The following is a 12,873-nucleotide window of genomic DNA, read 5'->3' on the forward strand; positions in this document are numbered from 1 at the left end:
GTAAAGAGGCAGGACCATTCAGCAATCAACTGAAAAAGGATGTGTGAATGTGGCAGGAAAAATTATCGACTATTTTGCAGGCGGCAATACCGCAAGAGGCTTCCACAGTCTATATGAATCCAATCTTCAGGATTTATCGCGTTTATTTATACTTAAGGGCGGACCAGGTACCGGGAAATCAACACTCATGAAAGGAATCGGCTCTAAATGGCTTGATAAAGGCTTTAACATTGAGCTCATCCACAGTCCATCGGACAATGACTCTGTCAGCGGTGTGATCATCCCAGCTTTGAAGATCGGAATTGTAGACGGCACTGCGCCGCAGGTGATTGAACCGAAAGCGCCGGGGGCCATAGAAGAGTATGTCAACCTTGGGGAAGCGTGGGATTCTGCCCAGCTGGCCACTCAGAAAGGGAAAATACTCAGGCTCAACAGCAAGATCGAAGCCTTCTATAAACAGGCATACAGTACCTTTGCAGAGGCATTGAAAATCCATGATGACTGGGAGAAATTCTATATCGACAGCATGGACTTTGAGAAAGCGAACCAGCTTACTTCAAAGCTGACACAGGTATTTTTCGGTAAAATGACCCTGAATAAGATCTCTTCCGTCAAGCATAGATTTTTGGGTGCTGCTACACCAAATGGAGCGGTAGACTGCATCCCGAACCTGACTCTTGATATCCATAAGCGTTACTTCATCAAAGGCCGTCCCGGCTCAGGCAAGTCAACGCTTTTGAAAAAGCTGGCTGCCGAAGCTGAAAAGCGCGGTTTTGACATTGAAGTCTATCATTGCGGATTTGATCCCAATAGCCTTGACATGCTGATTATCCGTGAGCTTGGCCTTGCCATATTCGACAGTACGGCCCCTCATGAATATTTCCCGAGCAGGGATGGGGATGAAATCATTGATATGTATGAACAGCTGATCGCCCCAGGGACGGATGAAATTTTTGCTGATGAAATCAAAGAAATCGCCGCTAAATATAAAGCGAAGATGACAGAGGCAACAGGCTGTCTGGCAGACGCCAAGCGGCTGAATGATGAATTGGAGAAGATTTATTCAGAAGCCATGGATTATACAATTGTGGACACGATCCGCGGCAGGATTGAGGAGAAGATTCTCCGTGTTGAAACTCCCCATCCGATCTATGCCGACTAACTGAAAGCAGAAAGGGGAACGACTCATTGAATTATTACCCTTATCAAGGACTGTACTATCCTTTGCCTCAGGCAGACCTGCAGCAGACGCCGGAAAGATTTAATGTATTCCCAGGTGGCGGGGGCCAGCCGGGCATTCCATTTCCGCCAGGTTTTCCAGGAGGGACGCCATTCCCTGGCCAGCCAGGCTTTCCGGGAGGCGGAGGCCAGCCCGGGTTTCCAGGTGGAGGAGGCCAGCCAGGATTCCCTGGTGGAGGAGAAGCCCAGGGCCAGGCGGGAGGACCGCCAAGCAGCCCGCCTCCATCCTTTACGCCTGAACTCCAGACACAGTCTGCCTCCGTCTTTGCCGTCGATCCCGGCGCCATCAGAGGCTGCTTATATCGGTTCACCTATTTATGGCTGAATAACGGCAGAAGCTTCTGGTTCTATCCAACATTCGTCGGCAGGACTTCTGTCGCCGGCTGGAGGTGGAGAGGATTCCGCTGGGAGTATTACGGCACAGATACCAGCCGGATCCGCTCATTCCGCTGCACCTGAGAAAAGATTGCCTAATAAAAAAGACCCCTTCAGCCATCCTGAAGGGGTCTTCGCTTCGTTAAAAAATAAGATGCGCTGCCAGCACGATGACCGGCAGGGTAATGATGGTCCGTTCAAGGAAAATGATGATCAGGTCTTTCAGGGAGACAGGAATCTTGCTTCCAAGCAGGAGTCCGCCGACTTCTGACATATAAATCAGCTGTGTAACGGACGTACAGGCGACGATAAAGCGGGTCATCTCGCTCTCAATCCCGCTTCCGATAACAGAAGGCAGGAACATATCGGCAAATCCGACTACAAGCGTCTCTGATGCTGCTTTCGCCTCAGGCACCTGCATAAGCTCCAGGAGCGGGATGAACGGCATACCAGCCACCTTGAAGATCGGCGTGAATTCCGCTACAATCAGCGCCAATGTGCCGAGCGCCATGACGATCGGCGCCACACCCATCCACATATCGAGGATATTTTTCGCACCCTGTTCAAAGAATTGTTTGATGCCGCGGTTTGTTGCCGCTTTGGCTGTTGCCTGTGTTATACCCCAGCTAAGAGGTGTATAGCCTTCCGGAATCGTTTCATCAAGCTGGGGAGCATCCTCAGTAACATAGGTGTCAGGCTTGGTCGACAACGGCGGAATTCTCGGACAGATAAGGGCTGCCACAATCCCGGCTATGAGGACGGTCAGATAGAATGGAACAAAATAGCTCCCCAAATCCACCTGGGAGATAACAACAAGGCTGAAGGTAATGGAGACAACAGAGAAGGTCGTGCCGATGACAGCCGCTTCCCTCTTTGTATAAAAACCTTCCTCATACTGCTTGCTTGTCAAAAGGACACCGATCGTGCCATCGCCAAGCCAGGATGCCGCACAGTCAACCGAAGAGCGGCCCGGCAGCCTGAACAAGGGCCTCATAACTTTCGTCAGGAGGGAGCCGAAAAGCTCGAGCAGCCCAAAGTTCAAAAGCAGGGGCAGGAATAAACCAGCGAATAAAAATACCGAGAATAAGACCGGAAGGAGATCGTAAAGCAGAAGCCCTCCTGTATTCTCAGACCATACCCATTCAGGGCCGATCTGGTAAAAAGTCATTAATGCAAAGATGGCGCCGAGCACTCTTGCGGCAAACCAGATCGCCGGAACATCGAACAGGGCAGTGAAAAACGCGCTTCTGCGGATGAAGGCGGGCTTTACAAGCTTTGCCAGCAGTGTGCCTGCAAAAGTCAGAAAAATGATCACGGTCATGATGGCCGGCAGATAGGCTGCCAGAAGGTCCTGGACAAGACCCGATAAGATGGCGATAGGAATGGTCACTTCGCCTTTATAAGAAATAGGAAGCATAAATAAACTGATGCCGATTAATGAAGGAATGAGGAAGAGCATAAAGCTTTTTCCTGATGCTTTTTTCCTCGCTGCAGATTCTATCAAAACATTCACCCTTAATACAATTTATATTTATAAGACAAAGGTTATTTTAATTCATCCTGTATGAATTGCCAACCCACTTCTCTTAAATTCCACGGATTCCCTTGTTTTTAAACCTTTTTCCCAAAGAAATATATTTATAAAGAAAGAGACTGACCTGAAAAGTCAGCCTCCTGAGGCGGCAGAGCGGTCTGACAGCTGCTGCTCTGCGAGCTCCCTGTATAAAGAATGTTTTTCATACAGTTCCCGGTGTGTGCCGGTCCCGGTAATGCTTCCGTTTTCAAGTACGGCAATCTGATCGGCATCCACGACAGTGGAGAGCCGGTGGGCAATCACAAGGGTGGTGCGGCCCTCCATCAGATGCTCCAGTGCTTTCTGGACGAGATGCTCTGATGTGCTGTCGAGATTGGATGTAGCTTCATCAAGCAGCAGGATGCGGGGATTGCGGATCAGCGCCCTGGCAATGGCAATCCGCTGCCTTTGGCCGCCGGAAAGCTTGATGCCGCGCTCACCGACCTGTGTGTCGAATCCATCAGGCAGGGCATCGATGAATTCCGAAGCATTGGCGAGCTCCGCAGCTCTTTCAATTTCCTCATCCAGTACCTCCCGCTCCATTCCATAGGCAATATTATCGCGGATGGTGCCTGACATGATCGGGCTTTCCTGTGAAACATAACCGATTGATGACCGCCATGCATGGAGGCGGAAGGAGCTGATGTCCTGACCGCCGAGCAGGATCCGGCCTGTCTGCGGTAGGTAGAAGCGCTCCAGCAGGGCGAACAGGGTGGTCTTTCCGCCTCCGCTCGGGCCGACGATTGCCGTGGTCTTTCCGGCAGGGACAGTCAGTGAGGCCCCGCCAAGGATCTCCTTCTCTTTGTAGGCGAAGCTCACCTTCTCAAAAGTGATATCCTGGCTTGGATTGGCCACAGCCTCCGTGCCTTTATCCACTTCCTTTTCGGTGTCAAATATATGCTGGATTCTTTCTGTTGCCCCGACAGCCTTCTGGAAGGCTGTAAAGAAGGATGCCATCTGGCTGAAAGGAACTACAATCTGGAACATATAAATGATGATGGCGACGAGCGAGCCTGCTGACAGGGCGCCAGAAGCAACGCGTACACCGCCATAGCCGATCAGGATGACGAGCACAAACATCATGATGAAGGTCATGAAGGGGGAAATGACTGCCTGGATTTTCGCTTCCCTCAGCCCGAACTGGAATAGGTGGCGTATTCCCTTGTCGCCGCTCTCCTGCTCTGCTTTTTCAGCATGATAGGCTTTGACGAGGCGGATATCTGCAAGAACCCGTCCAAGATTGCCGGAAAAACTCGCCATTTCATCCTGGGTTGCTCTTGAAATCTTATACATCTTCTGCCCCAGCGGCATAATCATAGCAATGGCCAGCGGTACAGCAATGATCATTACAAGAGTCATTTTCCAATCGATCAGCAGAAGGATGATCACGGAGCCGATGATGGAAATAATTCCGGTCAGGAATGATATCAAATGCTGGGTAATGAGGTTTTTGACAATATTTGTGTCCTGAGTGACCCGGCTCATCGTTTCACCTGACTGCTGCTGGTCAAAGAAAGGGACCGGCAGATGAAGAATCTGTCCCCAAAGCTTCCTCCTGATGGACGCTACAACTGCTTCCCCGATATAGCTGAGGAAATAGTAAGAAAACCCGGAAGATACGGTCTGGATGATAAAGGCACCCGCCAGGAGGAGCACGACGCTCATCTCCAAAGAAGATGCGGCAAGCTGGTCGACCATCGACTTGGTGAAAAGGGGGACGATCAGCCCGGCACCGGTTTCCAGGATGCTGAGAATGATGGCCGACAGCAGGATCCAGCGCGGGGGCTTGGAGTCCTTCAGCAGACCCCAGAAAGCTTTCCAGCTGCCTTTTTTGATTGCAGGATCCTCATTTTTCGTCATCAACATTCATTCCTTTCTGCTCCAGATACAGACCGAGTGCAGCTACAAGCCATTCTTCCTCCTCAAGGGAGAAGGGGATATGAAAAAGACCGCCGTCATCCTCATCGCTTAAATCCACCGAACTGATTTCTTTCAGAAGCGAAGGATCGTTTCCCGAGATTTCATCGACTATCTCCATCATGGCCTCAATTAAAGCCTGAACTTCCCCGCTTGCAGGGTCTGAACCAGCAAGCTCCTTCAAGCCCATTGAAATGGAAACCCATCTGCTTTCATATTCCCGCTGTTTCTCCTCGGGAATGGCGTAAATCGAATCTACTCTTTCCTCCGGGAGGAAGCTCTTCAGCCATTCTTTCTGTTCATCCTCCCGGTGGATAGTGTTGATGAGCGAAATGAAGATGCCAGCATCCACCTCGTTTTGATCCTCCATTACATAGAGCGCCCGGTCCAAAGCCCGGATGACCCCTTCGACTTCTTCCTTCTTACGGATCATCTCCGCTCTTTGAAAGGCAAGAGAATCCTTCAGGCTCCATTTTTCATTCTGGAGCATCCCTTTGATCTGCTCGAGGGAATAGCCGAGGTATTTCAGTGTCACAATCCGCTGGAGCACGGTGAAATCAGGGTCGGAATAATAGCGGCGCCCTGAATCTGTTATTTCGGTTGGCTCCAGGAGGCCGATTTCATCATAATAATGGAGTGTCCTGATCGTGGTGCCGGTTTTCTTTGAAAATTGACCGATTGAGTATTTGCCAGCCATCTCTTCATCTCCCTTAATCTATCTGTCTTTATCATAAAACCTCACGCAGCGTGAGATGCAAGCTGTTTTTTAAAAAAATTGGTTAAGTCTATTATAGCCAAGCCGCAGCTCTGCCCATAAGCAGGAACCGGCTGCATGAAAAAACCCGCCGGAGCGGGTTTTCGGAAGTCTTATAGAAAAAGCATTCCCAGTGAAATAATGATACCGCTTACAAATAAAGCGAGCACGCAGTAACCCATGATATCCTTGGCCTTCAGCCCGGCAATGGCAAGGGCGGGAAGTGCCCAGAATGGCTGGATCAGATTAGTCCACGCATCGCCCCAGGCGACTGCCATGGCTGTCTTTGGTATCGAAACACCGAGCGTTTGTGCCGCCTCAAGCATGACCGGCGCCTGTACGGCCCACTGGCCGCCTCCTGACGGGACAAAGAAATTGACCAGGCCGGCGGAAAGGAAGGCAAAGAATGGGAAGGTGAAATCATTGGAAATGGACACAAATGCCTCTGACATCACAGCCGCAAGCCCGGAAGTGGTCATCATTCCCATGATCCCGGCATAGAACGGGAACTGGATGATGATGCCGCTGGCTCCTTTCACGGCATTGACTGTCGCGTTCAGGAACTGCTTTGGAGTCCCGTGGAACAGGATGCCCAGGAACAGGAACAGGAAGTTTACGATATCAAGATTGAGCTTAAACCCGTTGGTAGCAAAATAATAGAATAAGAACACAAGCCCGAAAATGCCGATCAGCATGGAAAGGATCTTGCTGTTCTCAAGGCGATCCGCCGGTGTCAGGGCCGCCTGTTCAATGGCAGCAGCCGGCTGGTCCTCCTCAAGCAGGGCAGGGTCAACCGCGACAGTGTCTTCCCTGGAGGGCATCATCATTCTGTTCACAATCGGCATAATGATGAAAATGCCTAAGATAATAGCAATATTAAAAAAAGCAAAGATGGTCTGGTCTGTCGGGATGATGCCAATGAGGTCCTCTGAAAAATGCCCGGCTGTTGCAATCGTCAGCGGAATCGAACCAGAAATGCCTCCATGCCAGACAATAAAGCCGGTGTATGCGCTTGCGATCAGGAGCCGGTAATCTACATTTTTGACCTTTTTCGCCAGCTCTTTGGCAAAAAGTGCACCGATCACAAGGCCGAAGCCCCAGTTGATCAAGCTCGCGAGCATCGAGATGACAGTGACAAGGATGATGGCCTGCCCTGGAGATTTAGCCAGGCCTGCCAATGAGCCAAGCCCTTTCTTAAAGATCCGGCTGCTTGCCAGCACATGGCCGGTCACCAGTACGAGCACCATCTGCATCGAGAATGTCAGAAGCCCCCAGAACCCGCCTCCCCAGAATTGGACCATCTGGTACGGGCTGCTGTCTGTAAAGATGAGCCCCAGGCCGAAAACGGCGAAGGTCAGGATCACCACAAACAGGAATGGATCCGGCAGATAGCGCTGCATGATCCGGTTAAAAAGTGAAACGACAGCTTTCATATTAATTCCCCCTTTAAAAAAACAATTCCTATATAGTTTCTGTAATATTCTAATTTTTCCTTCTTTTGCTCTAATCTTCTGCTTTCACCAAGTGGGGATCCACAGAATACACTGGATAGTCATATGCCTATGAACAGGAGTGGTGATCATGTATCCAGTCTATCCTTATTACGGAAAAAAAGAGGAATGCAAAGAAAAGCCGCTGTCTTTCCCGCCGCAGCATCAGGATGTACAGCCCGGCCTGGAATATCAGATGGTGCCAAGACCGATTTCGGAGGACCCGGACTACCGGGGGTCAGGGAAACTGAAAGGGAAGGTGGCCATCATCACCGGCGGGGACAGCGGGATTGGCCGTGCGGCGGCTTACGCGTTTGTAAAGGAAGGCGCCAAAGTCGTCATTGTCTACCTGAATGAGCACCAGGATGCCAGGGAAACACAGGAAAGGATACGGGAGCTTGGCGGGGAAAGTCTTTTTATCGCCGGCGATATGAGAAGGGAGGACTTTTCCCGGGAAATTGTCGAAAAAACGCTTCATCATTTCGGAAGGATCGATATCCTCGTCAATAACCATGGCGTCCAATTTGTGCAGAAGAGCATTCTCGATATCACAAGGGAACAGCTCTTCGACACCTTTGAAACCAATATTTTCGCGTTTTTCTACTTAACAAAAGCCGTTCTTCCCCATATGAAGGCAGGGGGCTCCATCATCAATACAACGTCCGTTACGGCCTACGAAGGCCATAAAGATCTGATTGACTATTCCTCGACAAAAGGTGCGATCGTAACCTTTACAAGGTCCTTATCATTGTCGCTTGAGAAAAAAGGAATCCGGGTGAATGCCATAGCTCCCGGTCCTATATGGACACCGCTCATCCCTGCCAGCTTCTCTGCGAAGAAGGTATCAGAATTCGGCACAGATACACCGATGAAAAGGGCCGGCCAGCCGTTTGAGCTGGCTCCGGCGTATGTTTACCTTGCCTCCGACGACTCCCGCTATATGAGCGGGCAGGTGCTTCATATCAACGGCGGGACGATGGTGAGTTCATAAAGAAAGCTGCCGGGCTGGCTGGCCCGGTTTTTTTATGGATAAATCTTGCTGAAACGCCGGGAACCTTATATTATTTTAATAATCTGACAAAAACGAGAGGGGATCATTTATGAGTATTACTTTAGCTGCAGCAGATGCTTCAAAAAAGGAAATAGTCCGCAGCCTTTACAGCTTCTATCTGCATGACTTGTCTCAATATTCCCCCTCCCTTATGCCGAATGGGCAGGGTACATTTGAGTTTGACTCGTTCGATGCCATTTGGGATACACCGGGCATTTCAGTTCATCTCATTAAACATGGAGAAGAGATTGCCGGCTTCCTGCTGTTCCTGGAAAAACCTATCCTGAAAAAGGCCGATTTCTGCATCAATGATATGTTTCTTTTTCATCCATACAGGGGGAAGGGGGCTGCTGAAGAGGCTCTCGATGTATTGTTTCAGAAGCATAAAGGGACTTACTATGTTGAGCAGCTAGCGGAAAACAAGAGGGCGGTAAGCTTCTGGAAGAAGGTATTCAGCACGAATGGGTTTCCTTATGAGGAAATGGAAAAAACTGAAGACGGGGAATTGTGCCTTGTCCAGTTTTTTACAGTCGGAACATAAACCGGGAAGGTTTGGGGCGGCTTCCTGAAGAATACACTATTAGAGAACTCTTTCATGAAAATGCATAAAATATATTTGAATGGCCGTATCTTTTCTTCCTCCCTGATCCGTTTAAGGGGCAGAGATGTGTAAAAGGAGTGAGCAGCGATGGTGATGAAGCAGGAAGAGGCAGACCAGGTGCCGGCATTGGCGGAGAAGGCGGATGAGATGTATCCCGCCCTTCAGCGCTATAGCCGATTTCTCGCACGGAACAGCTGGGATGGGGATGACCTTGCACAGGAGGCTTTCCTCCGTGCCGCCAGCAGCTACGAGCCTGAACGGGTCAGCCAGGCACTTTTGAAGAAAATTGCCTATAACTGCTGGGTGGATGTGACGCGCAAACGTAAAAAGGAGCAGCTGGAGGAGGCGCCGGAGCCCATCCGGAATGAAGAGAAGCAATACGTCAGCAGTGAAGCTGTCGAAAAGCTGTTGGAATGCCTGACCTTGAAGCAGGCAGTCATTTATGCTCTTAAGGAAGGGTTCCAATATACCTCAAAGGAAATTGCCGGACTGATGCAGACAACCGAATTTGCCGTAAAGTCGGCCTTAAGCCGGGCGCGCAGGCAGCTGCAGTCAGATGCAGACACGGGCAGTCCTGACACCGGGAGCGAAGAGGCTGCCTTTGTTGCCAGGCTGCTGGTAAAGTCCCTCCAGGAAGAAGATCCAGGCTGTCTTCTAAGGGCGCTCCCGATGCTGCCGTCACTGAAAAGCCTGTCTGTCCATGCTGAGCCAAAGCCTTGCCATCATCGCAGGCAGTCTCCTCCGCAATGCACACTCTCTATCGCGGCGTAGACCGCAGAAAGGGAGGATTGGATATGACGGCAATACCATATGTAATTGAACAGTCGAGCAGGGGCGAGCGCTCCTATGATATCTATTCACGGCTTCTGAAGGACAGGATCATCATGATTGGAGAAGAGATCAATGATCATGTGGCAAACAGTGTGATTGCCCAGCTCCTGTTTCTTGCCGCAGATGCGCCAGACAAGGATATATCGCTTTATATCAATAGCCCGGGCGGATCCACAACAGCAGGCTTTGCAATTTATGACACTATGCAGTACATCAAGCCTGACGTCAGGACAATCTGCACGGGTATGGCCGCTTCCTTCGGTGCGATGCTCCTGCTCGCCGGCACGAAAGGCAAGCGCTGCAGCCTGCCAAACAGCGAAATCATGATCCATCAGCCGCTCGGCGGGGCCAGGGGCCAGGCAACTGAAATTGAAATATCCGCGAAACGCATTCTGAAGCTCCGGGAGCATATCAACGGAATCATTTCCGAAAAAACGGGCCAGCCTGTTGAAAAAGTGGCCAGGGATACAGACCGCGACTATTTCATGAGCGCCGAAGAAGCGAAAGAATACGGGATTATCGATACTATCATTTTTCATAGCTGATAGCGGGAATGGCAGCCTTTTAGGAAGGGCTGCTTTTTTTTGAAAAATTGAATCTTATATCATATTGGGAAATCTGGATAAACGTCCCGAGTCGAAGAAAATATGGTAACATTTAGGGGGTGGAGGAGGCGGATTATGACTAAGAAATCTTTGAAGTGGGGAATTGGAGCGATAGTGCTATTGGCTATATTGCTATCTTTCGATAAATGGAAACTGTATAAGGAAGAAAAGCCTCCATTCCCTGAAATAGTGTCAGAAGGCAAGGAAGCTCAAGCAGTGTTGTTTGATTATTCATGGAACGGGACGGACACATCCAAAGCATTGAATAAAGCTAATCTATCAGACTCCCTGGAAAGCATGGAGGCATTGCCGGTCGGACCATTTTCAGATCTTTCAGTTTCCTTTCCGGAGAAGCCTGATCTAATATCCATTTCCGCCTGGGAGCCGCGGCTTGAAGAAGAAATCTATAAACAGGTTGGATCTGTCTTTCATTTTACAAACCGTCCCGGAACTGTGACTCTTGTGATTAAGGCTGAGTGGAATAAAGGCAAGGCAACGTATTTAACCAGAGTCAAAACCGAAAAGATTGTCTCTTACCAGGAACTTCTGGCCCCTGATAAAGAGGTTCAGACCGTCATTGGATTTGCTGTCAGCAATTCATCATCTCTTAAATTTGCCAATAAAAAACCAGGCGATCGATTTGCCTCTGGATACATATCTGGAGAATTGGATTATTTACAAAAAGCTTATCCCGAACTGGAACTGAACGAGCTTCCCTCCTATTTTGTTTTTAAGCAGGAGAAGATTGTTTATCGTACAACTGACATGCAGGAGCTGAAATCTTATATATCAAAGCACTAGGGGAAAATAATTTTGATACCAAAAAAACTCCCGCTTAAATACGGGAGTTTCGCTGTTTATTTTTTGGTCCTTGGCGCAGGCGGTTCCTTGCTCAATGATTTGAGGAGCGAAATGCACATAAAGACAAGGATGACAGTAAATGGCAGGGCTGCGACAAGCGAGGCAGTCTGCAGTCCCTCAAGCCCGCTGCTGAGCAGGAGGACGGCCGCAATCGCACCGATCAGGATGCCCCAGACGATGCGCACACCGAGGGGAGGCATCAGTGACCCCTTGGAGGTCATGCTGCCGAGAATATAGGTTGCCGAATCTGCTGAGGTAATAAGAAACGTGAAAATCAGCAGAATCGATAATAATGAGACAATAAAGGTAAACGGCAATTCACCATATGTTGTAAACAGAGCACTGGTAACATCCGCATTGACTGCTTCAGCTATGCTTGTTCCCTGGAACAGGTCAAAATGCAGGGCGGTCCCGCCAAACACGGCTGTCCATAAAAGGGCGATGAGCGGCGGTATGATCAGCACGCCGACGACAAATTCCCTGATGGTCCTCCCCCTTGATACCCGTGCAATGAACGCGCCGACAAACGGGGACCAGGCGATCGCCCATGCCCAATAGAAAATCGTCCAGTCACGCACCCATGTACCGCCTTTATAAGGTGTAAGGCGCAGGCTCCAGTTAATGAAATTGGTAATATAATCGCCGATGCCCTGTGTGAACGTATTCAGGATGAAAACAGTCGGTCCGGCAATGAATACAAAGAGCATGATGATCAGAGCAAGGGAAAGGTTAAGATTGCTCAAATACTTGATTCCTTTATCCAATCCTGTAGTAGAAGACAAGAGGAAAAGGGCTGTCAATACAACGATAATGATAATCTGCACCCAAGCACTGTTAGTGATCCCGAAGGCAGCATTCAATCCGCCGTTAATCTGCAGGATCCCAAGCCCGAGTGATGTGGCTACACCCAGGACAGTGGCAATGACAGCCAGGATATCAATGAATTTCCGGAGGCCTGTCCGCTCCTTTTTTGTACTGATGATCGGCTTGAGCGTAGTGGAAACAAGTCCGTCCTGCTTTTTGCGGAACTGGAAATAGCCGACTGCGAGTCCGACAATCGTGAAGACGGACCATTGGCTGACGCCCCAATGGAAGAAAGAGTAGCCCATGGCAGTTCTTGCTGCTTCAGGCGTGAGTCCTTCCATATCAGCGATGGGAGGCGAAAAATAATGGCTCATCGGCTCGGCGATTCCCCAGAAGACAAGGCCGATGCCAAATCCGGCGCTGAAGAGCATGCCGATCCATGTGAAAAAGGAATATTCGGGTCTTTCATCATTCCCGCCAAGCCGGATGCGGCCATATTTGCTGATGGCCAGGAATAGGCAGAAAAATACAAAGAGGAGTACCGATAGCAGGTAGAACCAGCCAAAGGCGTATGTAGTGAAATCGAAGGCTTTCTGTGCGGCCCCTGAAAAAATGTCAGGCAGGAAGACGCCTGTGAGGACAAGCAGAAGGATCACTGAAGCAGAGACCCAAAAAACACTGTTTAATGACTTATCTTGCTGTTCATTCATAGAATACCCCCTGTTTTTTCTCTATATTTAACCTTAACATGTATAAAAGACTGGAGAAAACG

General features: G+C 49.6%; 12 protein-coding genes. 7 read left to right on the forward strand and 5 right to left on the reverse strand.

The window, feature by feature from the left end:
• The first annotated feature begins 49 nt into the window (after positions 1-49).
• Together CYJ37_RS07375 and CYJ37_RS07380 are read left to right on the forward strand one after the other, a co-directional pair.
• Positions 50-1,162 (forward strand): PRK06851 family protein, encoded by a 1,113-nt coding sequence (locus CYJ37_RS07375; protein ID WP_094769410.1) that lies wholly within the window; start codon positions 50-52, stop codon positions 1,160-1,162.
• A gap of 62 nt (positions 1,163-1,224) precedes the next feature.
• Positions 1,225-1,698, forward strand: coding sequence for a hypothetical protein (locus tag CYJ37_RS07380; protein ID WP_170939576.1), 474 nt, complete (start codon positions 1,225-1,227; stop codon positions 1,696-1,698).
• A gap of 58 nt (positions 1,699-1,756) precedes the next feature.
• Here the strand turns inward: CYJ37_RS07380 and CYJ37_RS07385 are convergent, their stop codons facing one another.
• From CYJ37_RS07385 to CYJ37_RS07400, 4 genes are all read right to left on the reverse strand, one after another.
• Complete coding sequence (locus CYJ37_RS07385) at positions 1,757-3,073, reverse strand: YjiH family protein (protein ID WP_101548829.1); 1,317 nt, start codon at positions 3,071-3,073, stop codon at positions 1,757-1,759.
• A 207-nt stretch (positions 3,074-3,280) separates the two neighbouring features.
• Positions 3,281-5,047 carry an ABC transporter ATP-binding protein gene (locus tag CYJ37_RS07390; protein WP_101548831.1) on the reverse strand — a complete coding sequence of 589 codons (1,767 nt, stop codon included), beginning with the start codon at positions 5,045-5,047 and terminating at the stop codon, positions 3,281-3,283.
• The gene (locus CYJ37_RS07395) at positions 5,034-5,801 is read right to left on the reverse strand and encodes a MerR family transcriptional regulator (protein WP_101548833.1); all 768 of its coding nucleotides are present in this window, start codon (positions 5,799-5,801) and stop codon (positions 5,034-5,036) included. The genes CYJ37_RS07390 and CYJ37_RS07395 overlap by 14 nt, the downstream gene beginning before the upstream one ends.
• A gap of 170 nt (positions 5,802-5,971) precedes the next feature.
• The gene (locus tag CYJ37_RS07400) at positions 5,972-7,291 is read right to left on the reverse strand and encodes a short-chain fatty acid transporter (protein WP_101548835.1); all 1,320 of its coding nucleotides are present in this window, start codon (positions 7,289-7,291) and stop codon (positions 5,972-5,974) included.
• A 148-nt stretch (positions 7,292-7,439) separates the two neighbouring features.
• On the opposite strand from CYJ37_RS07400, the gene CYJ37_RS07405 reads away from it, so the two are divergent.
• The 5 genes from CYJ37_RS07405 (at position 7,440) to CYJ37_RS07425 (ending at position 11,237) form a co-directional block, all read left to right on the forward strand.
• Positions 7,440-8,339, forward strand: a complete 900-nt coding sequence (locus CYJ37_RS07405) for an SDR family oxidoreductase (RefSeq protein ID WP_094769415.1) — start codon at positions 7,440-7,442, stop codon at positions 8,337-8,339.
• 109 nt (positions 8,340-8,448) lie between these two features.
• Positions 8,449-8,940 (forward strand): GNAT family N-acetyltransferase, encoded by a 492-nt coding sequence (locus CYJ37_RS07410; protein ID WP_101548837.1) that lies wholly within the window; start codon positions 8,449-8,451, stop codon positions 8,938-8,940.
• Between the two features lie 147 nt (positions 8,941-9,087).
• Entirely contained in the window at positions 9,088-9,771 is a 684-nt protein-coding gene (locus tag CYJ37_RS07415; protein ID WP_101548840.1) for a sigma-70 family RNA polymerase sigma factor, read from the forward strand.
• Between the two features lie 23 nt (positions 9,772-9,794).
• Positions 9,795-10,376, forward strand: coding sequence for an ATP-dependent Clp endopeptidase proteolytic subunit ClpP (gene clpP / locus CYJ37_RS07420; protein ID WP_009794366.1), 582 nt, complete (start codon positions 9,795-9,797; stop codon positions 10,374-10,376).
• A 135-nt stretch (positions 10,377-10,511) separates the two neighbouring features.
• Positions 10,512-11,237 carry a hypothetical protein gene (locus CYJ37_RS07425; RefSeq protein WP_094769417.1) on the forward strand — a complete coding sequence of 242 codons (726 nt, stop codon included), beginning with the start codon at positions 10,512-10,514 and terminating at the stop codon, positions 11,235-11,237.
• Between the two features lie 56 nt (positions 11,238-11,293).
• Here CYJ37_RS07425 and CYJ37_RS07430 read toward each other — a convergent pair whose 3' ends face one another.
• Entirely contained in the window at positions 11,294-12,811 is a 1,518-nt protein-coding gene (locus tag CYJ37_RS07430; protein ID WP_101548842.1) for a BCCT family transporter, read from the reverse strand.
• Between the last annotated feature and the right edge of the window lie 62 nt (positions 12,812-12,873).

Source organism: Bacillus sp. UMB0728 (genome assembly GCF_002858875.1).
In the GTDB taxonomy this organism is placed as follows: Bacteria; Bacillota; Bacilli; order Bacillales; family Cytobacillaceae; genus Bacillus_AB; species Bacillus_AB infantis.